We start from the raw sequence: 25123 nt of genomic DNA on the forward strand, positions 1-25123 counted from the left end.
ATGAAAGAATTCTCAGCTTACTCCGCCCGTGCCTGTCTGAACAGACCCTGATATGCGCAGGATCAATTAAACCCTGAGTTCATCCGGTACACGGCATACACGGGTGCCGGCAATATGATCATGAACACAGCGATGGTCTTTCCTGAAGATGAATGCAATGTTGATAAGGCCAAGTATGCCGCCAATAAAAGGTATGTTGGTGACAACCTGAACCGGCAGGAACCGCATCAGCAGAATACGGCCTAAACCGGCCTGACGGTCCTGTAAATCTTCTATCCGGATATTCAAAAAGCGCTTTCCTACCGTTTGACCGAAGTGAAACAACAGGTATCCGTTAATCACGATATAAATCAGAATGCTGTAAACAAGGCCGGTGACCACTAATGTCATATCGGGGTTTTCGAGGGCTTCAAGGCCTGTGTAGAAGAAAAACGGAAGGGATGCGAGTATCGAAATCACTATATCAATGACAGCCGCAGCAAACCTTTCTCCCCGTGATGCCAGACGTTCTTCTGTTACTGCCTGTGTGACTTCCTCAAATTCTGCCATGAATGCTCCTGATGTTTTCCCGCGTGATGCCAGGAGCACATAATGTCAGGGAATCGGAGAAAAAACAAAAGGCCACAAAAAAAGGGCGCATGAAGCGCCCGAGGTATTCTCGCAAAAGAGAGCAGGAAACCATGAAAACGCTGGTAATGGGGTTACAGGGCTTCAGGTTTTCCCTGACAGCCACAATCCGGTGACTGTCGGAGTTATCATTTCACCCTTTTCAGCAGCCTTCGAGCGACTTTACCTATCTTGACTGATCTTTACCTTGAAGGCGGGCGTCCCACTGATTCCCGTTTAACAATAGTCGGGGTGTACTTGTAAGTGTCTTCTGATGTTGTTGTATTCCCGCTGGCATAGCTCAAAGCCAGTTCGGCGGCGCGGGCTGCCATCATTTCTATCGGGTAGCGCAGAGTGGTAAGTTTCGGGCGACAGTATTTTGCCAGCAGAACGTCATCATATCCGATCACAGACACCTGCCCGGGAATCTCCAGGTTGTGATCCTGCAACATAGACATCGCGCCGGAAGCCATGGCGTCGTTGTAGGCCATTATGCCGGTAAACTCGATCCCCCTTGCCAGCAAATTCTGCACAGCCTGCTCGCCCCCTTCCTGATCCGGCGTACCATATTCAATATGACTGTCGGGAACAGAAAGGCCGAATTCTGCCATCGCATTGCGTATTCCCTGTAACCGCATGGCGGGGTCAGCAATTTGATAACGGCTTGAAATTACTGCTAGTTTGCTATGACCCTGTTTTATCATGTGTTCAGCCATGATCTGCCCGCCGGCTTCGTTATCCAGCCAGACGCAGCGGTTGGCGATTTCAGGAATATACCGGTTTATCAGCATGAACCCCGGGATCTGAGACGCAAAGTGAATAATCTCTTCGTCCGGTAACGCTTTGCTGTGCACCACCATGGCTTCAACCCGGTGCTCCAGCAGAGTTTCAATTGCCCTGCGCTCTGTCGCCTGCTCAATAGAACCGGCGCTGAGCAGGATCTGGACTTCCTGTTTACGGGTAACGGTTTCTATACCATGAGCCAGGGTGGCGAAGAAGGGATCATGAAATTCGGGGAGCACAACGCCCAAAGATGCACTGCGCTTTGTTACCAGTGCGCGGGCATTGGCATTCGGCCGGTAGCCCATTTCTTCCATGATTTTTTTCACACGTTCCCGTGTGGCGTCGCCTACTTTGGGGCCGTTATTGATAACCCGTGACACAGTTGCCAGCGACACGCCCGCGGCGGTAGCGATATCTTTTATAGTTGCCATTGTGTAGCCAGTGCGGCCCTTGTACAGGTTTGCTCAGCGGAATTGTTCTACCAAATCACGCTTAGCTCACCGGATTAAGGGTAAATGTTTTCATTTATTTGCCGTCTATCTTATGAATATTTCAACCGATTGCATTAAAAAAATCCTGACGAATGCTTTCACAAAGGCAAAAATCCTTTAACAGAGCCTTTTCAAAAAGAGGGAAAACGTATACCCTATTTGTTGCGTATGTGTTAATGTTTAACGTAAGCGTTGTGTGAATGACCGGATTTCAGGCACAGTAGGGCTTACAGAAACGATTTTCAGAGAATGTGATTTTGCCAAAGATAACTCAAGCCCCGTTCGGACAAGTAAATGACAAACCCGTCAGCTTGTTTACCCTGACAAATGCCAACGGAATGACCGTGAAGATCACCAACTATGGCGGCATTGTCACGGCTATTCTGGCGCCGGACAGAGACGGTAACTTCGCAAATGTTGTCGCCGGTTTTGAAAGCATTGACGACTACGTTAAAGATGGCGCTTTTTTAGGGGCACTCGTCGGGCCTTACGCTAACCGCATTGCAAACGGCCGTTTTGCTATTGGCGACACGGTGTACGAACTGGAGCAGAATTCAGGCACAAATAATTTACACAGCGCCAGCGCCGGTATTAACAAAAAGTGCTGGCAGGCTGCCACTCACAGCAACGATACGGTTGCTACGTTAACCCTGTCGCTGGATTGCGCTGACGGGGAAGGTGGCTTTCCGGGCACGCGGCACATTGAAGCTGTCTATGCGCTGAATAACGACAACGAAGTGCTGCTGACGATGACAGTAAACAGTACGGCGAAATCGCCGTTAAGTCTTACCAGTCACAGCTACTTCAATCTGGCCGGAAGCGGTGATGTGCTTGCCCATAAAGTGATGATTAATGCCGGCAGATTTACCCCGGTGGGACCTGAATTTGTGCCAACCGGCGAATTGCAGGAAGTCAGCGGTACACCTTTTGATTTCAGGAAATTAAAACCCGTTGGTCAGGATATCGGCGCAGATGATGCGCAAATACGCACAGGCAGCGGGTACGACCATAATTTTGTGCTCGATACTTTTCCTGCGGATGAAGATGAGCCTGCAGCGCAGGTTGTCGATGAAGCCAGTGGCCGTGTGATGACGTTATGGACTAACACGCCGGGCATTCAGTTTTACAGCGCTAATGGATTGAGTGGCGCATCCGGTGATACTGCAACATTTACCGATGACGGTGCCTTGTGTCTGGAACCGCAGGCATTTCCTGATACGCCTAATCAGCCGTCGTTTCCGCTTGGCTGGGTTGAGCCGGGGGAAGCCCATGTAACGCGTATAAAATACGGTTTTTCAACGCAATAATTATCCTCTTTCCTGTGATTACACAGGAAAGATTTATTTTAAAAGGTTAAACGTTTACCTGATTTGTGCGGGCTTAAGGCACAAGAGGGTAGCAGAGTAATGAGAGAAGCAATGACAACAGCATTTGACCCGACCGACCATCCTCACCGCCGGTTTAATCCGCTGACGGGAGAGTGGGTGTTAGTGTCTCCCCACCGTGCAAAGCGTCCGTGGCAGGGCCAGAATGAACCGCCTTCAAATGAAGAGCGTCCGCAATACGACGAAACCTGCTATCTGTGTCCCGGCAATACCCGCGTGAACGGTGAATTGAACCCGGCCTATACCGGTACTTATGTATTCACGAACGATTTTGCTGCCTTGCAACAGGATACGCCGGATGCATCATCCGATGATCCCCTTTTCACTTTTCAGGCTGAACAGGGCTGCAGCCGGGTTATTTGTTTCTCACCCGACCACAGCAAAACCCTGCCTGAGCTCAGCGACGCAGAGCGTCTTGACGTGGTGAAATGCTGGGTCAAACAAACTGAAGAACTGGGTGCAGATTACACCTGGGTACAGGTGTTTGAAAACAAAGGTGCTCTGATGGGGTGTTCAAACCCTCATCCCCATGGTCAGGTGTGGGCACAGCATCATTTACCTACGCTGGCGGAAAAGAAACAAGCCCGCTTTACGGCGTATACCGAAAAATACGGCACCAGTTTATTGCTTGATTACGTGAAGCGCGAAACAGAGGCTGATGAACGGGTTGTCTGTAAAAATGATGACTGGGCTGTTGTGGTACCGTACTGGGCAGCATGGCCGTTTGAAACACTGCTGTTACCCCGTTTTGAAGCCAGTTCACTGCTTGCTTTAACCGCCGGCCAGCAACAGAGCCTGGCTGAAATCATTGGCAACATTACCACCCGTTACGACAACCTGTTCGAGACTTCTTTTCCTTACTCTATGGGCTGGCACAGTGCGCCATTCGATAATAAAGCCCATGGCGAATGGGGACTGCATGCGCATTTCTTCCCGCCGCTATTGCGTTCTGCATCGGTACGCAAATTCATGGTGGGATATGAAATGATGGCAGAAGCCCAGCGGGATCTGACCCCGGAGCAGGCAGCGCAACGATTAAAAGACTTAGCGGAAGTTCACTATAAGAAGGCACGAAGCCATGACTGATAACGCACAACTTATTTCCGCTTTTGAAGCGGCTTTCGGCAGCAGCCCAGCGGTCACTGTGCAGGCTCCCGGCCGTGTAAACCTGATAGGCGAACATACCGACTACAATGAAGGCTTTGTATTTCCGGCAGCAATTAACTTTGGTACCTGGATCACCGCATCGCCCAGAAATGACCGTGTTATTGATGTGGTAGCGCTGGATTATGACGGTCAGCGTAATACTTTCTCTCTGGATAACATTGAGCATGTCAAAGAGGCGACCTGGTCGAACTATATTCGCGGTGTGTGTAAGGTGCTGCTGACCCGTTACCCTGATTTAAAAGGGGCTGATGTGGTGGTGACAGGCAACGTACCGCAAGGCGCCGGATTAAGTTCGTCGGCGTCATTTGAAGTCGCGATTGTGAAAATGTTCAAGGCACTTTACAACCTCGACGTAAACGGGGTCGAAGCTGCGTTACTCGGCCAGAAGGCGGAAAATACCTTTGTCGGTTGCTCATGCGGCATCATGGACCAGTTAATTTCAGCCATGGGCAAGAAAGATTCTGCCATGTTACTTGATTGCCGTTCTCTGGCTATTCAGCATACGCCAATCCCCGACAAGTACAGCATTGTCATCATTAACTCTAATGTGAAACGCGGTCTGGTAGACAGCGAATACAATGTGCGGCGTCAGCAGTGTGAAGCGGCTGCAGAAGCGCTGGGTGTGAAAAGCCTGCGGGAAGCCGATATGGCCATGCTGGACGCCGCGAAAGATAAAATGACAGAAGTGGTATACCGCCGTGCACGGCATATCATCACAGAAAATATCCGAACTCTGGCGATGTTTGATGCGCTCAATGAAGACCGCACCGCTGACGTCAGTGAGTTGATGGCTGCCTCACATGCCTCCATGCGGGATGACTTTGAAATCACGGTAAAACCGATCGATACGCTGGTAGAAATTGTCGGTGACGTTATTGGTCAGCAGGGCGGTGTGCGGATGACCGGCGGTGGCTTCGGTGGTTGCGTCGTGGCACTGGTGCCAAAAAATCTGCTGAGTCAGGTAGAAGAAGCCGTTAATAAACATTATTATGCGCGGACCGGGTATAAACAAAACATTTACATTTGCTCGGCTGAACAGGGGGCGTTTGCCTGACTGTCATAAGACATTCTGATAAAAATAACATTCTGTTGGGAAATAATATGAACATTGAGACGTTGGATATCACAGTCTTTGTGATATATGTCATCGCGCTTATTGGGATCGCATGGTGGGTCTCCCGCGAGGAGAAAGGCCATGAGAAGGATACCAATGATTACTTCCTTGCTGGCTCAAGCCTGCCCTGGTGGGCGATTGGGGCATCATTGATCGCTGCTAACATTTCCGCTGAACAAATCATCGGAATGTCCGGCTCTGGTTATACCATCGGTTTAGCCATCGCTTCTTATGAGTGGATGGCAGCCATAACGTTGCTGATTGTTGGTAAGTTCTTCCTGCCAATCTTCCTGAAGCATAAAATTTACACCATGCCCCAGTTCCTGGAACAGCGCTATGACCACCGTGTGCGTGTCGTTATGGCGGTATTCTGGCTGGCAGTATACGTATTTGTAAACCTCACGGCTGTATTGTGGTTGGGAGCGCTGGCTATTAACACCATCGCCGGCGTGGACATGATGTACGGTATGTTGTTCCTTGGCGTGTTTTCACTGGCCTATTCACTGTACGGCGGCCTGAAGGCTGTGGCCATGACCGATATCATCCAGGTAGTGTTGTTAGTGCTGGGCGGTCTGTTCCTTTCATACACTGCGCTGAACCTGATCAGTGACGGTAACGGTGTGATTCAGGGATTTGTTGATATCACAAACCGTCTGCCGGAAAAATTCGATATGATTCTTTCTGAAGATAATCCGCACTATAAGAGCCTGCCGGGTATCTCTGTGCTGATTGGCGGTATGTGGATCATGAACCTGTCTTACTGGGGCTTTAACCAGTACATCATTCAGCGTACTCTGGCTGCTAAAAGCGTTAAAGAAGCGCAGAAAGGGATCGCGTTTGCGGCATTCCTTAAACTGCTGATGCCTTTGATTGTGGTGTTACCGGGTATTGCTGCGGTCATACTGGTGCCGGATCTGAACCGTGCTGATGAGGCTTACCCGTCTCTGATGACACTAATGCCGGTTGGTCTGAAAGGTTTGATCTTCGCTGCTCTGGTAGCGGCTATCGTGTCTTCACTGGCGTCAATGACCAACAGTGTTTCTACCATCTTCACCATGGATTTCTACAAGCCTAAAAATCCGGATAAACCGCAAAATCACTATGTGAAAGTGGGCCGTATTGTCAGTCTGGTGTCGTTAATCATCGCTATGCTGGTGGCTAAACCGCTACTGGGTAACTTTGATCAGGCATTCCAGTATATTCAGGAATTCACCGGCTTCTTCACGCCGGGCATTGTTGCCCTGTTTGCCCTGGGTATGTTCTGGAAGAAAACCACTGCAAATGGTGGTCTGGTTGCTGCGCTGGGGTCATTCTTCTTCAGCCTTGCGGGCCGTATGTTCTTCCCTGACGTTCCCTTCATTGACCGTGTAGGCATTGTGTTTTTGATGTGTGTGGGTCTGGCCGTGCTGATTTCTCTGTCTGAGAAAAAGGGCAACCACGACAATGCTATTGAACTGGGTGAAGTCAGCTTTGCTACGTCCTCCGGCTTCAATATCGCAGCCATTGCAATCACACTGGTAACTGCAGCGTTCTACATTACCTGGTGGTAATAAATCGCCGGTGAGTATGAATTGAAAACCGCCTCCGGGCGGTTTTTTTTGTTTATTTTCTGTGCAAGTTTAATGTGTAAATAACTCTTTCCGCTGGTAGCATAGTCACCGGTACTGTTCGTACGTTCTGTTTTCCCCTGACTATTCTTACTTGCGAGGCAATTATGTGTCGTATCCTGACGTTATGTTTTCTGACCGGCTTTGTGCTGAGTGCCCGCGCCGGTGCTGATGAGCCACTGCCTGAACAACTCACAATCACGCCATTAATAGAATCAGCGGGGATTGAACTGCCCGGTCAGTCCGCAGATGTTGACAATACACTTCGTTTCCGTGAAACCGGCACTACGCAGTGGCTGGATGCTAACCCGCTTTACTTTGACCCTGTTAAGGGGTCGTTATCCGGTGCCGTAGTGTACCTGAAGCCGTCTTCACACTATGACATTGAGCTGAGTGTGACAGATGATGCCGGAACCCGTTTGTATACAGATTCCTTCTATACCCGGGCTGACAAGCCGCCGGTGGACCCTCAGAAGATATATCATCTGAAAGATATTTATCAGGGCGGTACGCTGGATGTAGAAGCGCTGGGTATCGAAGGTGCGCCCGGTGCATGGGCCATGATTAAAGGCGATCTTAATACACCCATCGTAGCCCCGGAGGATGCTCTCTCGGCCATCCGCATCGGTGCGCAAAGTTATGTGTATTTCGAAGACATCACCATAGCGCAGAGCGGTCAGCTCGGTTTCTTTGCAGAAGAAGCACACCATATCTGGGTCAACGGATGTGACATTTCTCAGTGGGGAAGACGCCCGGCAGAGTACCGCAAAGGCATCGCTTATGACGACCGGGGCCGGCAGATTAACTACGATTCCGCTTTCTTTATGCGTCGCAGTGGCGTGATCACAGTAGAGAACTGTTACGTACATGACCCGGTGTTTGGCGCAAACCACTGGGGTAACGGCCACCCCAAAGGTACCAATGCTTTCCTCGCTTTTGCCAACCATCCGCAGGAAGTCTTTCAGGGGCAAATCATATTACGCAACAATACCTTCACCGGTACTGATGAGGTGCGCTTTAATGATGTGGTGGAAAGCCGGTTTAACCTCAACAGCGATGGCGGTTTCATCCGGGACTCGGCGATATATAACAACACGTTTGCTTTCGCCAACGATGACATTATCGAACTGGATGGTGGTCAGCACAACGTACTGGTTTACAACAATGATTTTTCCCACGGTTATGGCGGAATAAGTGTTGCGCCGGTGCGTCGCGGACCGTCTTATATTTTTAATAATACCCTTCACAGCATGGGCGACGAGCGTGGTATGATGTGGGCAGCTATCAAGGCCGGCGGCGTGTCATCTAATCCTGAAGGGCAGGTTAATCTGTTCAACAACTACGTTTATTCTTCAGGAAACGGTATCACCGCATCCTATGTCCAGGGTGATGACGGGTTCTGGGTAAATGCGGTGAACAATGTGATTATCACCGGTCCGGCAACAGACGTATCCGGCTTCAGCATTCTTGATAAGCAGTTCGATACCCGCAGTCTCTTCACAGGTAATTACCTGTTTAATCTGGATACCGCCAGTGAGCGGTTTCAGGCTGACATAACTGTGCCTTTTGCCGACTCAACTAAGCTCAACACCGCCTTTGCTCAGTCGCTGGCTGAACAGGCAGCGCCGAAAACCCTGAACATAGCTGATGGTCTCACCGTTGCTAATTTTTCGAAGTTCGCAAGCGGACTGATCACCGGAAAAACCCGCCCGGTGACCGGCGCGGCTCCTTACCTGTCGTTTAGCCATGTGTTACTTGAGGAAATGCTCAATTTTAATAAGTTTGCACCGGCAAGCTACGATGCGAAACAGGATGACACCGTCAATGGCGGAATGACTATTAGCGATGATGGTTCAACATTAACGTTATCCGGTAACGCATGGAAACAAATCGCAGGGCAGTTCATTGTCGACGCTGGCAGCCGGCTGGTAGCGACAGTTAAAATTGAAGGTCCGGCGGAAATTGCCGCGTTAGGCCTGGATACCAATTTAAAGCAGGGACCCGGCGTGATATTAAGCTTCGGTGGTTCGCAATCATACGGTCATCTTGTTGATGATCTGGGTGAACAGGACGGCTGGCAACGGTTGGTTATACCGGTAGGTCAGTATCTCAAAGCCGGTAATTATCAATTTCTGACATTTATTCTCGACAATGACGCCACGCCGCAAGCCGGTAAAATCCACTTCAGACACATAGCGCTGATACAAAGTGTGGATGAAGTATGACCGCGACTGGTCAGGTAATAAACGGACCGTCAGTACAGCTCGACAGCCTCTCTGCGTGTGATAAATTTTGACTCAACATAGAAACAGGTTGGTGCTGCGGGTGTATAAATCCGGAAAAAACCTTGTGCGACAATTAACTGGCTGCCGCAGCTTTTATTTAACGAAAATATTCCCTTAGCCAGAGAAAAAAATCAGGTATACTGGCCCACTATCACAAAATTTACAGCGACTGCACGGGCAGGGAACAACGTTGAGCAGCAACGTTAAATCCGCCAGAAATCCGCAAAAAGTGTGCGGGGCGGGTGGCTGTGAATTCATAAGTCACAGACAAAGACAGAGTTAACAGGAGACATCGATGGCAACGAAAGGCGTCAACAAAGTCATATTGGTCGGTAACCTCGGGAATGATCCTGAAGTTCGTTACATGCCAAATGGAAACGCCGTAGCAAACCTGAGTCTTGCTACCAGTGAAAGCTGGAAGGATCAACAAGGCCAGATGCAGGAACGTACAGAATGGCATCGGTTAACTATGTACCGTCGTCTGGCGGAAATCGCCGGTGAATACCTGAAGAAAGGCTCACAAATTTACGTTGAAGGTAAATTGCAGACCCGTAAATGGCAGGATCAACAAGGTCAGGACCGTTACACAACGGAGATCATTGTTGACCAGATGCAAATGCTTGGCAGCCGCGATGGCGGTGGTCAGGGTGGCGGTGGCTACCAGCAACGTCCTCAAGGTGGAAATCAGGGCGGCAACCAAGGTGGTTACAGCAACAACCAGGGCGGCGGTTATCAGCAACGTCCACAGGGTAACAATCAGGGCGGCTACGGCGGCGGCAATCAGGGTGGAAACCAGCAAGGCGGCGGTAACAAGCCTCCTATGGCCGAGCCTGATTTTGACTTTGATGACGATATTCCGTTTTAAAATATACCTTATACATCTTTTGTAAAGAATTATCATTAAGCCCTTTTTTATAAGGGCTTTTTTGTTTTCATGGCTAGGGATTTAGTGTAAAGAATTAGTTGTTATTTATTTGCTTATTGTGTACCTTGATAAAATGTAAAGAATGGGGGTGCGCAATGAACGCTGATTTCGGAACAACTGTATTTGTGATGGATAGTGGAGAGCGATACTGTTTAGTTATAGAGAAAGCCACAGGTTTACCTGTCTTCCATCCTAATTTATTTCTCACTACTCAGGTTCGTAATACTAAGTCCAATTCATTTTCTTCTATCTCGTCAGCCGCGAATAGTTTAGTCGTGTTACTTCGTTTCTTATGCAGGCGAGGAATTGATCTCGACCAGCGCATAAATAGCAGAACATTTTTTGACGTTCATGAACTGGATGACTTAAGAGATTTCACCCAAAGGAAGTTTCTATCCAGTCCAGTTGATGATTCAGTGCTTACTCAATTTTCACAAGAAGAGCTGGAAGAAGTTGAGAGTTTTGTAGAGTCTTCAACTCAATATAATCGGTTAACAGTCATTGCTGAATATCTGAAGTGGTTTTCAAGCCATGTTATTTCAAGGCCTTCAACGACAGAGTCGAAGCAAATTGAAGCAATCGAAAAGCAGATTAAGTCTAGGCGACCATCAAGAAAGGGTCGCAATAACGACATAGACCGATCAATAGATGATATTCAATTAGGTGCTTTGTTTGAAGTCATCCGAATTGGTTCTGAGCAAAATCCATTTACACCAGAAGTCCAACGTCGGAACCGGCTTATCATCTTGTTGCTTTATCATCTAGGGCTAAGAGGTGGAGAGTTACTTAATATCAAGATCTCAGACGTTGATTTTTCAAAGCATCAACTGAGAATTCTCAGACGAGCAGACGAAAAAGATGATCCTCGTGTGAATGAGCCAAATGTGAAAACGTTAGAGAGAACGTTGCCCTTATCGGAAACGCTTAGCAAGGAGTTGCATGACTATGTGACAAAAGATCGCCGAATGGTCTCTAATGCAAAGCGCAATAATTTTCTATTAGTTACACACAAGTCTGGCCCTTCTGTTGGGCAGCCAATCTCAAAGTCTGGATACCATAAAGTTATAGCTGTAGTAAAAGCAGTTTCACCAAAACTTTATGCTTTGACAGGGCATAAACTTAGACACACATGGAACCGTAAGTTTTCCGAGCTTATGGACTCAATGGACACCCCCCAAAGTGAAGAAAGGCAGGAACAAATACGTTCTTATTTGATGGGTTGGAAACCCGGCTCAGGGTCTGCTGCATACTACAATAAGCGCTTTAGACAAGAACAGGCAAATAAGGCTGCTTTAGCTCTTCAAGAAAGCAGCGGGACTCGTCTGCCAGAGGCTTTACGTAATGATGAATGAAGACAAGAAAACGTTGCTAGTCACTCATCATGGCTTTAGAAAACGGATACCAGCCAAGGCAAAGGGCTATGATTTTAATATTAATGACACTAATTGGAGTTTGGACAAGAACACCACGATAAACTTAAAGTGGATTCATAAACACTTGAAAGGCCCAACACTTGTAGGGTGTCTAAAAACTTTAGCCTTCTATGCATCTAATTTTTCAAGCACTCATACTCGTATGAGTGCAGATAAGTTAACACACATGCTTAAGGCGACTGGAGCCAATGAAATAACCGAGACTGTATTGATTAACTATCGTGCTTCTTTGACAAAGAGAACAGAATGGTATTTAGGCGCTATAAGGCCTTTTCTGCGACGATGGTATCAGTTGGGGTATTTGGGTGTGAGCGAGCAAGTTGTCACTTTGATCGATAGTTGGACGATCAAAGGCAGCATGAAAGGTGATGTGGTAAAGCGAAAAGATCCGCTCCAAGGTCCACTTACAGACTTTGAATTGCTGGCTTTTAACGAAGGTGTTGTGAAAGCGTATGAGTTAGACAAGATCAAAACCTTTGAATTAGCCATTTCCCTAGTGAGCAGTAACACTGGGCGCCGTCCAATCCAGATTTCTCATTTAAGAGTTCTTGATGTTATCAATGGCACGAACACAAAAGGTGAACCTTTCTACTTGCTAAATATTCCTAGAGCTAAACATCGCGATGGTTTTAGAGCTGAATTTAAGCCTTTTGCAATTACCAATGAGTTATGGTCTGTTCTAGTTGCTCAAGCCAAAAACGCGGTCTCTTTAACAGAGAAAAAGTTAGGATTTCAGTTACAAGGACAAGATCAACAACAAGTCCCGTTATTCCCAGATTACCGCGCTTTACTTCAAGTTACGTCACCTGGGGACTATCGTTCGCTACTTGAAACTGACAAGTTACATATATCTTCTGCTGAGGTGACTGACATTATTCAGTTTGCTGCCCAAGAAGCTTGCATTAAATCTGAGCGTACAGGAGAGAAACTGCATATAAACGCTCGCCGCTTTAGATATACAACAGGAACCAGAGCAGCCCGTGAAGGGTTCGGCGAGTTGGTTATTGCTGAACTACTTGATCATAGAGATACACAAAATGCGGGAGTATACGTAAAAAACATACCGGAACATGTTGAGCGACTTGATGCAGCGGTAGGTTTTCAACTTGCTCCGTATGCTCAAGCATTCGCAGGTGTATTAGTTGATTCGGAGAAGGAAGCCGAACGAGGTGATGACCCCTCAAGTAGGATTCGCACTGGATTCGGTAAAGGTGTTGGCACATGCGGTGAGCATAGTTTTTGTGGCGCTAATGTACCGATCCCCTGTTACACATGTATTCATTTTCAGCCTTGGCTGGATGGACCACACCAAGAGGTTTATGAAGACTTACTTGACGAGCGAGAGCGAGTGAAAGACATCACTGGTGACATTGAAATTGCGGCAGTTCTGGACAGAAGCATTATAGCTGTTGCTGATGTCATTTTGCGATGTGAAAAGCGCAGAGATGAACTTGAGAAGCAAGGAGAAGTTAATAATGGCTGATGTGTTCCATTTTAAACCGCGAGCCGAAATTACAGCCGAGGAAAACCTTCGCGCTTTTATCAATAAATGTCGCGACGAACTTACGGTGTTTGGTTCGGAGTTAGACTGGGATGCTCATGTATGGCCTAAATTAGCCGTATTCGCAAAGCTAGGTGTGACCACGCGTAAGCCTACACCAGAGCAATTGATGGATGATGAATTTATTGAATTTGCTAAGGCATATTTTCGCTACCAGCAAGGTCATAAACCCACTGGCTCAAAGAATGAATTGAAAGCACTAAGAGCAGTCGAGTCAGCACTCATCCAATTAAATGGGAACGCTTCGATTATGGGGTTCTCCATTGATTGTTTGGATGAGGCAATTGTACTTACTAAGCAACACTATTCTGACGGAGCTGCATATCACTGCGGAAGAGAGATAGAACGGTTAGCGGGATTTGTTACAACCCATCATCTCATTCCTGCAAATTTGCAGACATGGAAGAGTCCTATTCCAAGGCCCAGTGACACAATAAAAACGGGCAAAGAAGCAAAGGTGGCAAGAGATAAAAAGTTGCCAGATGATATCGCTTTAAATGCGCTGGCAGAGATATTTGCCAACGACCCTAGCGACAGTCGAGACATATTCACAACTGCAGTATTTGCGATGTTAATGTCTGCGCCATCAAGGATAACTGAAATTCTTGCATTGCCAGCAGACTGTGAAGTGACAGAGAAGGACAATAAAGGCGTCGAACGCTATGGTTGGCGTTTCTTTTCTGGAAAAGGCTTTGAAGGCGATATTAAGTGGATACCTACTGTGATGGTTGAAATAGCAAAAACAGCAATAAAGAGGGCTAAAAAACTATCGTCAGAAGCTAGGAAACTGGCCGCATGGATAGAAAATAATCCTGACAGATTCTATCGCCATAAAAAATGTCCAAAAGTGTCAGATACTGCCCGTTTAACTATGCAACAAGCTTGTCAGGCTCTAGGGCTGGCAAATGATACTCCTAAAAGTTGCAGGACTAGCCTTTATAACAGAAGCTTAAAAGCAGAGGATGGTGTTCATACGCTGGACAGCCTTTGGATTCATGTCACAGAACGGTTACCCGAAGGCTTTCCTTGGTTCGATCGAGAGAAAGGGATTAAGTACAGCAACGCATTGTTTGCATTGAATAAAAATCAATTGCATGGCAACCGTGGCTGTTTGTCAGTTGAATTGCACAAGCCCACAAATAACTTTTTCAACAACGACATCATTACTAGAGACAGTCTGGGAGATTCCCATCGAAGTATCTTTGATCGTTATGAATATCGTTCTGAAACCGGACAACGCTTAAAAGTAACTTCGCATCAGGCGCGGCACTTACTGAATACCATTGCACAACGTGGTGGCCTTTCAAACCTTGAAATAGCCAAATGGTCAGGTCGCGCAGATGTTAAGCAAAATCGCACATACAACCATATGACTGAGTTTGAACTGCTAGGTATGGCAGAAAGGCTTGATACATCCAAAGCTATGTTTGGGCCTGTAGGGGAAGTCAGTAAACACTTGCCTATTACGGCCCAAGAATTTAACACATTGGAGCAAGCTGCAGCACACGTTACAGAGTATGGTTTTTGTGTCCATGACTACACAATGAGTCCGTGTGAGAAGTATCGTGATTGTATCAACTGTACAGAGCAGGTCTGCATCAAAGGAGACTTATCAAAACTAGATCGCATGAAGGAACGTTTGGAAAGAACTGAAGTTCTCGTGAAAAATGCGGAAAAAGATGTGGAAGAAGGCGATGCAGGGGCTGACAGGTGGTTTACCTATCACCAAAAAACAGCAATTAGGTTACGTGAGTTAGTCAGCATACTGGAAAGCCCTGATATAGAGGAAGGTGCACAGATTAAATTACGTGGCAATGACTTCAGTCAGCTACGCCGTGTCGCGCAGAAAAAAGCGGTGGAATTCATCAGTAGTAATCATCCTGGTAACGAAGAAGCATCGATATTAGAAGATATAACTAAAATGCTTGGAGGCGGCATTGGCTAAACATCTCAACAGACAAGATATTTCAGCAATCGTCAATCTGATTCGGGGGTGGGAAGATGCGAAACTTACGTGGTCTGCCATTTGTGAAGAAGCTGAGCCCTTGATAGGTAAGTTACCTACTAGGCAATCGCTCAACGCGCATGAGGCCATCACAACTGCTTATCAGGCGAAAAAAGATGCGTTAAAAGGGAAAGCCCCTAAAAAACCTCGTCCAGCTAGTTTAAATGCCGCTGCGTCGCGTATTGCTAACCTTGAAGCTGAATTGGCTGAAGTCAAAGAGCAAAATCGCAGATATAAGCAGATGTTTACCATCTGGCAATACAACGCATATAAAAAAGGAATTAAGGAAGCTCAACTCAGTACGCCGTTACCAAGAATTGACCGCGAACGGTCTGACAAAGGTATGCGATGAAAAAAATCGCACCTGTATAAACACGATTTTAATAAGTGGTGAAAAACCTTCAAGATATCTGATTATTTCTGTAAGGTTTAGTTGCAACTGTTAAGTAGTTTTCTGTCTCATTGTGTGTAATTACAGGTAAAGAAAAGTTAGCGGAAATTCGAAAGGAAAATTAGGATGATTAGAAGGTTTCGGCTAGAACAGAAATCTTACTACGAGAAGCTAATAATTGCACAGCGCATCGCGGAAATGCTAAGCAAATTTCTCGATGGGAGGTTAACTTCTGTCGCTATTGGGGCTGAGCAAGGGGGGATCCAAGAGTGGGATGATGTTGTGATAATGCACTCAGAAAATGACAGGGAGCATTTGCAGATAAAACGCCAGACGACAGATTTTTGTGACAAGAATGCTGATAAAAGCAAGATATCAGCGCGCAAAAAATCTGGTAATTTGGGAGTTAAGGAGCCATCAGATTCAGTTCTCGATAAAGCCTTTAAAAGCCTCGCTAATCTTCTTGATTCAGGTAAGTTGGATAGTACCCCAGCTCGAACTTTTCAACTTACTCTCGTTGGTGCGCATATTAAAATAAAAAAAGACCTGACAATTAATCATTTGGATGAATTTTGTGCTTTGTGTCGTAAAGATGGATTAGATCTTCATGAGCTATCTAAGCGACAAGATGGCCCTACTCAGCGAGTTTACCTTTGGCTAACAACATGGTGTGGTTTTAAAGATTGGGAACATATTAGAAATACTCTAAGTCGTGTCACTGTCGTGTGTGCTGGAAATGAAGCGAACTTAGAGCAACGAGTACATGAATCACTTGGGCGGCACTTCAAAAATCCAGCCACCATGCTTAAGCAGCTTATTGCATATATCACCACCAATACCTCTGATGTTACAGCGCTTAGTTGCACCACAATTCTACAAGAATTTTACTGTGAACTTCGTACAGATTATAGAACATGGGCTCAGTATCATTCATGCACCGATGTCGTGACTGGAAGCGTCAACTGGTCGTTCTTTGGAACGCATGATTTGAAAGGTGTAACCTCAGAAGTTGCCACTGGTATAGTGAAGCATATGTGGGCTGATACACCAGGAAATCGACAGCTTAGAATATACGCTAATTACAAGCCACCATATCGAGAGGATCCTACACTTTCTTCTTCGATAATGCGAATGGCTTTGCATTTAACTCACGGTGGTCAGTGTCTAATGCTGGGAGAGTCTTCATGGCGCGCTGGAGCCAAGACTGAAGTAGGGTTCACATTAGGTTGTGCTGAGAATGACCTGAATAATCTTCCATGGTTTGAAAACTCAGAATGCTTAGACTCAGCGGTGAAGAATGAGTACAAGAATTTATCTGAAACTCGGGCTGCAGCTCAAGCGCTCCAGAGGGCAATGGATGAGATTGTTTGGCAGCGAGTCGTTAAATCTGTAACTCAAAAAGTAAATACTATAAGTGATGATACTCTAGCTGATGCTGTGGATAAGGTGTGGCAATCTTGGCAAATAAACTTTAATAGTAAATTAGATTGTCGACGAAGGTTTTTCGAAGATCTTTTATATCCTGCGACTGAAGGAAAGTTGGCGAAACAGGCACTACGATTAGGGCCGCAAACTACTGAGTTGTTGGCAGCAGCGCTTGAAACGCTGCTGCTCGTAGCAGTCGGACTGGCAGATACTGATATTGATTGGGCCAATTTCCCAGTTTGTGATGATGTATTTAGCATTGCTTTAAAATATTGGTCCGGCCCCTCAGGTAAAATTTCTGAAGTCCGAGAACTTTCTGATGATCGTTTGATAACTCTAACTGGGCCATCTCCTTCACCTATAGTAATTTTATCAGGTGTAAATGCGTCCCCTTCTCAGCTACAGGACAAAGGCATGGCTGACGATATTGAATCATCTACAAGTATGGCTGCGGAACGACAACCAGAACTTCTAGTTACAAAGTTTAGAGTTTTTCAACATTTTCGCGAAGGTACTCTAACATCCGTGCAACAACATTTCATGAAACAATGGAAAGACAGGCATATTGCTCGTCAAGCTGCCATTGTTGCGACTTCGGAAGGAGTTTGAATTGATAACAATCGCTGACATGACTGATGCTATAAAGGAGCGCGCAGAGGAGCGTTATAGTGTCGAGTTTTACGAAAATTCTGAAATTGAGCAACTTTGCCTTGAATTTGATGCTGTAGCTTTGAAACTCAAACGTATAAATCGTGGTAATGCGGGGGTTCGCACTCTATTAATTACCTCCTCGTCTACTGAAAACGCTAAAATCCATGAGACTTTGAGCTGGGCCGCAGATGTTCGAGACCTGCTGCCAGAGCCTCAAGCATCAGATCTATATATGATTATGTTGATTAATGGTGTTGCCGCTGAGCATGCAGCACGTATTGAGACAGATGATCGTTTTTGTAGAAAATTTGTTGCTAGGGAACAGGAGAGCGCTTACTCCGTTCTTGACCGTAGTTTTCTCGCGGAACTATCTCCAGCTGACAATTTTGAAAACATCAATGATCCACTAATAGCCTCTCTTAACCAAATGGCTCAGCGGCAAGCATGGATAGCTCCGGAGTTAAGGACGGTGCGAGATATGCTCTTGTCAGGTGAATCAGGTGCCGACATTGCGACACATATGATGGACATTCTTTTTGGAAATAAGGAATCCGAATGAAACAACTTAAGTCTATCACACTCTCAAACATTCGCAGGTTTGGCGCAGATGCAAAGATTGAACTAAGTTCGGGTGTAACGATTTTGTTAGCTCCGAACGGTACTGGAAAAACGGCTGTTTTCGAAGCGATAGAATTTGGACTAACCGGTAAGATCTCTAGGTTAGGTGAAAATCTATCTCCAATCATTCGAGAAAATCAAAATTTTGCTGAAGTGAGTCTAAACTTCGATGAAATCAAACTATCTTCAAAAGTTGATAGTGGTGGTAATGTTGAGAGAAAAGGAGATCTTAATACTGTATTTCCGGAAACTCCGGAGGAAGACATCCCATTTCTTCTTAGGCTTACTCATTTACTTGACCAACGTGAAGGTGAATGGTTGGTCAAGGCTGAAGCTAAAGCCGCTGGAGCTCAATTGGCACGGCTACCGATAGGCAAAGATGGTAGCCAAGTAAACTCATCTCTTATCGGTGTCAGGAGAGCAATTTCAGAGAAAATTAGAGTAGCCGAGAAAACCCTTATTAAGCTCGCTGATGAACTCCAAGAATGGCAGAAGCTAGTACAGGAACGGGATTCCGCTACGTCTTATGCTCGTGAAAGACTTAGAAGTAAAGAGCAGATCTTTGATTCTATTTATAGAATTATAGGACGGTCGGAAAGCTCTGAGCTTATACCCAAAAACTTAGCTACTTCTCCAGCGAATTCTGACGATTTAATGGTACTTCATGGTGCAATCGAGGAAATAATTCAAAATAAGTTAGAGCGGCTATGCGAACAAACTGCAATTGTCAATGAGGTCGATGGTATTGTTCATACGTTTGAAGAAGAGGAAAAGCGCTTAAAAAGAATTGAAAGCGAATTTTATACTGTCAAAAATGAATATGAAACTAAGCGAGAACAATATGCAGCAAAGACTAAAGAGATTGAGAAACTTCAAGATGAATTGGCAATAGCAGAAAAAGAGCGTTACGACATCTCGCAGAAAATCGAGAAGTTTCTAAATAAGAAGAAGGCCAATGAGTTTTTTGCGTCGTGCAGCGAGCAATTGAAGACCACAGAAGTGGCTTTAGCCACTGCTTTATCCGATTTACAAACTTCACAAATTAACTTTCAAGCCCATGAAGAGCTTAATGCTCAACATAATCTCATCAGAAAGCAGCGTCAAGAATTGGCACAGAAAGAGGCTGAGCTAGCTAATGCTCACGATTTATTGGAACGATGGGCTACCACACTCCAAGAGCTTAAAGATCTTGACGGCTTGTTAAATGAACAAAAAGCTGAGGAGCTTGATCTCCGCGCACGCCTAAAAATTGCCATTTCGGTGAGAACTCGAGCTGAAGATGAAAAGCGGGTAGCAAAGAGCCATCATGAGGCCTTGTCAATGGCTGAAGATTTTATTAAACAAGCTGTGGCCTCAATTGCGATAAATTTATCTGATGTGCGTGATGATTGCCCCGTATGCGGTGAGATTCATGGAGCAGTTGAACTACAAAAGCGGATAGCTGTAGCAATGAGTGCAATGGATCCAAACGTCGTAGAAGCCGAGCAGGAGTTAAAGAATAGAATTACTATTTATAACCGGTCTGAAATGAATGTAAAAGAGCTCGAAGCAAAGATAGAAGAAAAAATGGAAAAACTGGATTCCATTGGAATACAGAAGGACAGGCTAACAGCGAATATTTCTGCATTTATTAACAACCCTCTGTTTTTAGGCGATTCTATTGAAGCTGCAAATGAATCGATTATGAGCCAAGAAGAGTCTATTATACTAGCGAAGCGTCAGCTTGATGAAAGGCTGCAAGAGCTTGCAACTCCAGTTGACAGAGAATTATACGAAAATTCTAAAAGTGCATACGAATCAGCTTTACGAGCATTAGACTTAGCGGAGCAGAGGCACTCAGACGCTAGTAGGAAAGCCGAACAAGCGAAAGCAGAATTGGCAACTATCCCGGGTGACTTACAACCTGCACTAACGCTTGATGAACTTTGTGGTGTAGAAAATCAAATCGTATCTAAAATTGATTCATTGAAAGAAATATTAAAAACTGAAAGTTTCGCGGAAGAGAAACAAAAGGTTCAAATTTCAATTGAGACAGAGAGGTTGGCTCTGTTAGAGAAGCACATGTCTGCTGCAAATTCACGTCTAATTAGTATTCGAAATTCTTGGTTCCATCAAGATTTTACAGGCGACCCTAAAGCCGAATCTGTCAGTCACCGAAAAACGGAGTTGCGGCAAAAGCTCGATAAACTTAATCATAATTTAGACGAATTAAGAGCTATCAAGATAGAGATAGGAGCTTGGGGCAAGTCAGAACAATTACGCTTTGCTCAAAGTCTCTTAGATAGACGACGTGGCGAACTATCAGAGGAAGAGTTTGTAGCCAATTATCGCAACGATATTGAAGAGAATAAGACGCTTTTAAGTTGCTTGAACAAGCTCTATGAAGCAATGCATATCCTTAGCAATAGTTTGTCAGAGGAGATTAAAAACGTCCAAAAGCACGTGCGTGCAGTGTTACCTCGGTGGCAGGCGCTATTGAAACGGGTTGTGAGAGAACAACGATTCGCTGAGACCAACTTGAGTTTTCGCAGTTCATATGGAAAGGAGAAGGCTGAGGTGTCTCTATCTCTTCATGGGGAAGAGGTTCCAGTTCCGTTTATCGCTAGTGAGGCACAACTTACAGACTTGCAGTTGACCTTTTTGCTCTCAATGGCCTTAGAGCATTCATGGACTCCATGGCGTTGCCTCCTTCTAGATGATCCAACACAGCATCATGATATGGTTCACGCTGCATCAGTATTCGATGTTCTTCGTGACTATGCCGTCGATCATGGTTTTCAGATTATTATCGCGACTCATGATGCACTTCAGGCTCGTTATTTCATGCGAAAGTTAAAAAATGATGGGATAGATGCTCAAATATGGTCTTTAGCACCATCGGCAGAAGGTGTTACTGCTACAGCCAGTTAACTTAAAATTTTGAAGTGGCATTGTAAAGAATTACAATTACCGTGACTGAAATTTTACGAATTTCTTTACCACAATTTAAATTTAATATTTATAATCAATATCTTATGATGTTTATGTGTGTATTAGGTATGGTTAACCGTTCTAGCCAAAGACAAAATAATAAATGTTGTAAAAGCCCTTATTTCAAGGGCTTTTTTATTACTTATTTTCCAGTTTCACTGTAAAGAATAATTGGCCAGGACTATCTCTTTTCTGAAATTGAAAATCGTTTACACTTGGCAGAGAGAATGCAAAAGCGCTAACACATCTGCGCTGTTTGCTTATATTTTTAAAGATAGGTCATAAAGAATTCACCAACAATATTTAACACCGCAGGTGTGAAAAAACGATAGCCGTGTCCCCCGCCCTGTACATTATAGAACCTGACAATTTGATTATTATCTTCGAGCGCCTTATACAACAGAACACTTTGATTGAATGGTACAACAGGGTCTGAATTTGCGTGCATAATTAAAAATGGGGGTAACTTGCGTTCAGAATTGACATAGTTAATTGGATTGTACTCGTTAACTTTCTGTGCATTTTCTGGCAAATGGGGCTGTCCGCCAATGACCATGGATTCGGGTGAGTTAGGAGCTTTGTGATCAAAAATGCTGGGGTATTTTCCCATTTCCACAAAGTCTGTTGGTCCGTAAAAATCGACCACAGCTTTCACTGTCGATTCGGCTCCAACATTCTGATTTGTATCAAATTGAGACATATGTCCGGTAACGCCTACTAATGCAGATAAATGCCCACCCGAGGAATCTCCCCAAATACCCACTCGATTTGGGTCAATGTTGTATTTTTGAGCATTGAGTTTAAGGTATCTGATTGCCGATTTAACATCTTGCAATTGGGCCGGGGATTTCGCCATTGTGGATGGTCGGTATTGTACTGTTGCTACCGCGATATTGTACTTTTCGGCAAAGGCGATCAGCATCGGGATCTTTTCATCCAGGTTTTGTGCAAACCAGGCTGAACCCTGAACAAATACTATCAAAGGAAGCGCTTCGCGATTGGAGAAGCTGGGCGGCCCCATCTCCGTTTTTATCGCTCCGGGGATCATAACCCTTAACTCCGGAGAGAAATCGCCATAATCGGCATAATGAATCCCAGACTCGTAGTGTACGAAGGGGGCATCTGTCTCGCTCATAATAACTTGCATGCCCTCGGGGGCTTCCGACGAAGGCGTGAATGCTTTTTTAGATAGCGCCAAACCGGAAATTGCGTCTTCCGCATTGCTTGTTTGCATTATTGTCATCAATACTGCAGAGAGTAAAAAAGCCATCGCTTTTTTCATTTTGTGTAATCCTTGTGATTTAACTCCCTGTGATATCAACAGACATCACAGGGTAAAAATTAAAATATATAAGTGGCTTTAACCGCGACTTCCCGGGGACGGCCAAGGAACCAGCCTGTGCCGTCCTGACCAGAAATGTACGTTTCGTCGGTTAAATTGGTGACAAAAGCTTCTAAGCTCCAGTCTTCATAGAGATAAGTTAACGATGCATTGACAATATTGCGGCTCGCCAGGTAATCATTTTCACTCTGTTGAATACTCGCCCACTGCTCGTCGGTATAGGCGTAATCTGCCCGTACCACCAACGCGCTGTCATTGGCCAGTTCAAAGGTGTATTCAGCCCCTAACGTTACTGTTAAGTCTGGGGAGTAAGCGTTATTCACTCCTGCAAGGTTGGTCGTCGCATCACTGTAATCAAAACAATTGTCACCCCCGACCGCCGCACAACTTGGCCCCAGAGGGATATTCCCTGCACCGGGTAACAGAGCCGGATTAATATAGGGGGTATTGCCTACTTCTGAATCGGTTAAACCAACACCAAGATCAAACCTGAAGCCCTGGTTGTAGTACTGAGCTTGCAGCTCTAACCCTTTAATGGTTGCCTCACCAACATTGGTAATGCCTGTAGCACCGCCGAATTCGGTATTGGGCTCGGGCACCAGATACGTTCCCAGTTGCATGTCTTCGTATTCCATCCAGAACGCGTTAGCTTGCGTCCGGAGGCTGCCGCCGAGCCAGTTCGATTTTACACCCAGCTCATAATCATCTACTGACTCGGGCTCAAATGCAGGTGTACCGGGCGAATTTACACCACCGGCTTTGTACCCCTGTGCGTAAAAACCATAAACATAGTGCTCTTTTGACGCCTGCCAATTCACAGCAAACTTCGCGGTTACCGCGTCATCACTCTGCGACGCTGCCTGTGGTACTTCTATGGGGAAAGGAGCCAGGTTATACAAGACTGTCAGCCCTTCTTTCTCAGAGCGCGAATCGGTGTAACGAACCCCCATCTCAACTTCCAGCGAAGTCGAAATATCATAGGTGACGTGGCCAAATATAGCTTTACCGGTTTTAGTGGTTTTTACGCGTGCATCAACATCTGGTGGTGGCGACTGGTTTACACCCAACTTTATTTTTGGAATGTCACGCATGTAAAATGCACCTACCACCCAGGTTAAATCCGCTTCATCCGGCGATATGAGGTTTACTTCCTGAGTGAAAACCTCCTCAGTTCCCCGATTAGAAAGCACATTACTTTCAAGACTGCTGTGGTCTAAATCGCTTACCTGCATAAATTCAACGCGATTGTATCCAGACACAGATCGAAGCGATACGCCATTATCAAACTCGTAATTGATTTCTAGTGCTTGCCTAAAACCTTCTACATCATACTGGGTATCAGGTGTATTGTACTGGAGTTGATATTCAACACCAGAATATGACTCATTCAGTAAATTGGGAATGAGTGCAAAACCGTCGGTATTATTGCGATTAAATGTCGTGGTTGAGAGTATTGAAAGAGAATCTGTAGGCTCCCACAGTAACCCGAGGCGGATGTTTCGTTGGTTTTTATTACCGGGTGTTCTGGCGGGGCTGCCGGGATACAGCTCTGCGGTTTCTCCGTTTAATGAGAAATAGCTGTCTCGTTCATCAAAGTTAACCGCAATACGAGCGGCTACGTTTTCGGCCACGGGGGCGTTCAACACACCTTGAAAATTAACCCGGTCGTAACTGCCCAGCAATAACGATGCTGAGCCGGAGGTTTCATCCAATTGCGGGGCTGCGCCCCTGAAAAATATCGCGCCGCCAGTAGAGCTGGCGCCAGTGAATGTGCCTTGCGGACCTCTTAATACTTCAACCGTGTCCATGTCAAAGAGGGGCTCAGCAGGCATTAGCGGAGGCTGCAACAAACCATCCCGGTATATGGCAACCCCCGGAACAACATCAGGAGATGTAACATTCAGGCCAATGCCGCGAATATTAACATTCGATGTAATACCCGCTGAAGTAATAGACAAACTGGGAGTAGCAAACTGCAAACTTTCTAAATCGATAACCTTTTTTCTTTCCAGACCAGCTGCGGTTAGAAAGTCTCCGGTTACGGGGGTCGTCATGACATCTTCATCACGTTTCTGTGACGTAATTGAAATCACTTCATAGTTAGGATCATTCTGTGCAGATTCTTTCTCTTGCGCAACGGCGTTGGCAGACATAACAGCCAGAGGCACGGCTATTGCGGTTGCAATTTTATTCTTTTTAGCTGTAGGCAATTTCATTATTTTCTCTCTACTGTTTTTAACAACAATAATTGCCCCGCTTTTTTTCAACTCATACGTCAAAGAGGTGTTTGACAACATAATGTCGAGTCCGCTTTTTAAGGAATAACTCCCATGTAAAGCGCTTAACCTCTGAGTCGATACGTCA

Annotated in this window: 17 protein-coding genes; 13 read left to right on the forward strand and 4 right to left on the reverse strand. The window is 45.7% G+C overall.

All coding sequences use genetic code 11. The features are described 5' to 3' along the window. Window positions 1–66: 66 nt before the first annotated feature. Both ACXAH4_RS01965 and ACXAH4_RS01970 read right to left on the reverse strand, forming a co-directional pair. A complete protein-coding gene (locus ACXAH4_RS01965) occupies window positions 67–549 on the reverse strand; it encodes an RDD family protein (RefSeq protein WP_474841710.1) in 483 nt (160 codons plus the stop codon). A gap of 260 nt (window positions 550–809) precedes the next feature. Further along, entirely contained in the window at window positions 810–1820 is a 1011-nt protein-coding gene (locus ACXAH4_RS01970) for a LacI family DNA-binding transcriptional regulator (RefSeq protein ID WP_474841708.1), read from the reverse strand. 311 nt (window positions 1821–2131) lie between these two features. Here ACXAH4_RS01970 and ACXAH4_RS01975 point away from each other — a divergent pair, with 311 nt between their 5' ends. The 13 genes from ACXAH4_RS01975 (at window position 2132) to ACXAH4_RS02035 (ending at window position 21357) form a co-directional block, all read left to right on the forward strand. Further along, window positions 2132–3187, forward strand: coding sequence for an aldose epimerase family protein (locus ACXAH4_RS01975; protein ID WP_474841706.1), 1056 nt, complete (start codon window positions 2132–2134; stop codon window positions 3185–3187). Window positions 3188–3298: 111 nt separating this feature from the next. Then, window positions 3299–4351 carry a UDP-glucose--hexose-1-phosphate uridylyltransferase gene (locus tag ACXAH4_RS01980; RefSeq protein ID WP_474841704.1) on the forward strand — a complete coding sequence of 351 codons (1053 nt, stop codon included), beginning with the start codon at window positions 3299–3301 and terminating at the stop codon, window positions 4349–4351. Further along, a complete protein-coding gene (gene galK / locus ACXAH4_RS01985) occupies window positions 4344–5486 on the forward strand; it encodes a galactokinase (protein WP_474880484.1) in 1143 nt (380 codons plus the stop codon). Before ACXAH4_RS01980 ends, galK begins: the two co-directional genes overlap by 8 nt. Window positions 5487–5533: 47 nt before the next feature. Continuing rightward, on the forward strand, window positions 5534–7096 hold the full coding sequence (locus ACXAH4_RS01990; protein WP_119502886.1) for a sodium/sugar symporter: 1563 nt from the start codon (window positions 5534–5536) through the stop codon (window positions 7094–7096). A gap of 164 nt (window positions 7097–7260) precedes the next feature. Further along, a complete protein-coding gene (locus ACXAH4_RS01995) occupies window positions 7261–9378 on the forward strand; it encodes a right-handed parallel beta-helix repeat-containing protein (RefSeq protein WP_474880485.1) in 2118 nt (705 codons plus the stop codon). A 355-nt stretch (window positions 9379–9733) separates the two neighbouring features. Next, window positions 9734–10303 (forward strand): single-stranded DNA-binding protein, encoded by a 570-nt coding sequence (locus ACXAH4_RS02000; protein ID WP_474841697.1) that lies wholly within the window; start codon window positions 9734–9736, stop codon window positions 10301–10303. A 155-nt stretch (window positions 10304–10458) separates the two neighbouring features. Continuing rightward, window positions 10459–11715 (forward strand): site-specific integrase, encoded by a 1257-nt coding sequence (locus ACXAH4_RS02005; RefSeq protein ID WP_474880487.1) that lies wholly within the window; start codon window positions 10459–10461, stop codon window positions 11713–11715. Continuing rightward, on the forward strand, window positions 11705–13279 hold the full coding sequence (locus ACXAH4_RS02010; protein WP_474880488.1) for a site-specific integrase: 1575 nt from the start codon (window positions 11705–11707) through the stop codon (window positions 13277–13279). Before ACXAH4_RS02005 ends, ACXAH4_RS02010 begins: the two co-directional genes overlap by 11 nt. Continuing rightward, a complete protein-coding gene (locus tag ACXAH4_RS02015; protein ID WP_474880490.1) occupies window positions 13272–15302 on the forward strand; it encodes an integrase in 2031 nt (676 codons plus the stop codon). Before ACXAH4_RS02010 ends, ACXAH4_RS02015 begins: the two co-directional genes overlap by 8 nt. After that, the gene (locus ACXAH4_RS02020) at window positions 15295–15714 is read left to right on the forward strand and encodes a hypothetical protein (RefSeq protein WP_474880491.1); all 420 of its coding nucleotides are present in this window, start codon (window positions 15295–15297) and stop codon (window positions 15712–15714) included. Before ACXAH4_RS02015 ends, ACXAH4_RS02020 begins: the two co-directional genes overlap by 8 nt. 165 nt (window positions 15715–15879) lie before the next feature. Continuing rightward, the gene (locus ACXAH4_RS02025) at window positions 15880–17787 is read left to right on the forward strand and encodes an ABC-three component system protein (protein WP_474880493.1); all 1908 of its coding nucleotides are present in this window, start codon (window positions 15880–15882) and stop codon (window positions 17785–17787) included. Window position 17788: 1 nt separating this feature from the next. Further along, on the forward strand, window positions 17789–18388 hold the full coding sequence (locus ACXAH4_RS02030; protein ID WP_474880495.1) for an ABC-three component system middle component 1: 600 nt from the start codon (window positions 17789–17791) through the stop codon (window positions 18386–18388). Then, entirely contained in the window at window positions 18385–21357 is a 2973-nt protein-coding gene (locus tag ACXAH4_RS02035; protein WP_474880496.1) for an AAA family ATPase, read from the forward strand. The genes ACXAH4_RS02030 and ACXAH4_RS02035 overlap by 4 nt, the downstream gene beginning before the upstream one ends. 328 nt (window positions 21358–21685) lie before the next feature. On the opposite strand, the gene ACXAH4_RS02040 is transcribed toward ACXAH4_RS02035, so the two are convergent. Together ACXAH4_RS02040 and ACXAH4_RS02045 are read right to left on the reverse strand one after the other, a co-directional pair. Continuing rightward, window positions 21686–22699, reverse strand: a complete 1014-nt coding sequence (locus ACXAH4_RS02040; protein WP_474880498.1) for an alpha/beta hydrolase fold domain-containing protein — start codon at window positions 22697–22699, stop codon at window positions 21686–21688. A 59-nt stretch (window positions 22700–22758) separates the two neighbouring features. Further along, window positions 22759–24975 (reverse strand): TonB-dependent receptor, encoded by a 2217-nt coding sequence (locus ACXAH4_RS02045; RefSeq protein ID WP_474880500.1) that lies wholly within the window; start codon window positions 24973–24975, stop codon window positions 22759–22761. Window positions 24976–25123 lie beyond the last annotated feature (148 nt).

This window comes from Alteromonas sp. ABV2_168, from assembly GCF_056161165.1.

What these genes read in the sequence shown, in the direction of transcription:
- ACXAH4_RS02025 (WP_474880493.1), top strand. Translation starts at nt 15,880, where the DNA reads ATGATTAGAAGGTTTCGGCTAGAACAGAAATCTTACTACGAGAAGCTA.
- ACXAH4_RS01965 (WP_474841710.1), bottom strand. Translation starts at nt 549, where the DNA reads ATGGCAGAATTTGAGGAAGTCACACAGGCAGTAACAGAAGAACGTCTG.
- ACXAH4_RS02010 (WP_474880488.1), top strand. Translation starts at nt 11,705, where the DNA reads ATGATGAATGAAGACAAGAAAACGTTGCTAGTCACTCATCATGGCTTT.
- ACXAH4_RS01970 (WP_474841708.1), bottom strand. Translation starts at nt 1,820, where the DNA reads ATGGCAACTATAAAAGATATCGCTACCGCCGCGGGCGTGTCGCTGGCA.
- ACXAH4_RS02035 (WP_474880496.1), top strand. Translation starts at nt 18,385, where the DNA reads ATGAAACAACTTAAGTCTATCACACTCTCAAACATTCGCAGGTTTGGC.
- ACXAH4_RS01990 (WP_119502886.1), top strand. Translation starts at nt 5,534, where the DNA reads ATGAACATTGAGACGTTGGATATCACAGTCTTTGTGATATATGTCATC.
- ACXAH4_RS01995 (WP_474880485.1), top strand. Translation starts at nt 7,261, where the DNA reads ATGTGTCGTATCCTGACGTTATGTTTTCTGACCGGCTTTGTGCTGAGT.
- galK (WP_474880484.1), top strand. Translation starts at nt 4,344, where the DNA reads ATGACTGATAACGCACAACTTATTTCCGCTTTTGAAGCGGCTTTCGGC.
- ACXAH4_RS01980 (WP_474841704.1), top strand. Translation starts at nt 3,299, where the DNA reads ATGACAACAGCATTTGACCCGACCGACCATCCTCACCGCCGGTTTAAT.
- ACXAH4_RS02000 (WP_474841697.1), top strand. Translation starts at nt 9,734, where the DNA reads ATGGCAACGAAAGGCGTCAACAAAGTCATATTGGTCGGTAACCTCGGG.
- ACXAH4_RS02015 (WP_474880490.1), top strand. Translation starts at nt 13,272, where the DNA reads ATGGCTGATGTGTTCCATTTTAAACCGCGAGCCGAAATTACAGCCGAG.
- ACXAH4_RS02040 (WP_474880498.1), bottom strand. Translation starts at nt 22,699, where the DNA reads ATGAAAAAAGCGATGGCTTTTTTACTCTCTGCAGTATTGATGACAATA.
- ACXAH4_RS02045 (WP_474880500.1), bottom strand. Translation starts at nt 24,975, where the DNA reads ATGAAATTGCCTACAGCTAAAAAGAATAAAATTGCAACCGCAATAGCC.
- ACXAH4_RS02005 (WP_474880487.1), top strand. Translation starts at nt 10,459, where the DNA reads ATGAACGCTGATTTCGGAACAACTGTATTTGTGATGGATAGTGGAGAG.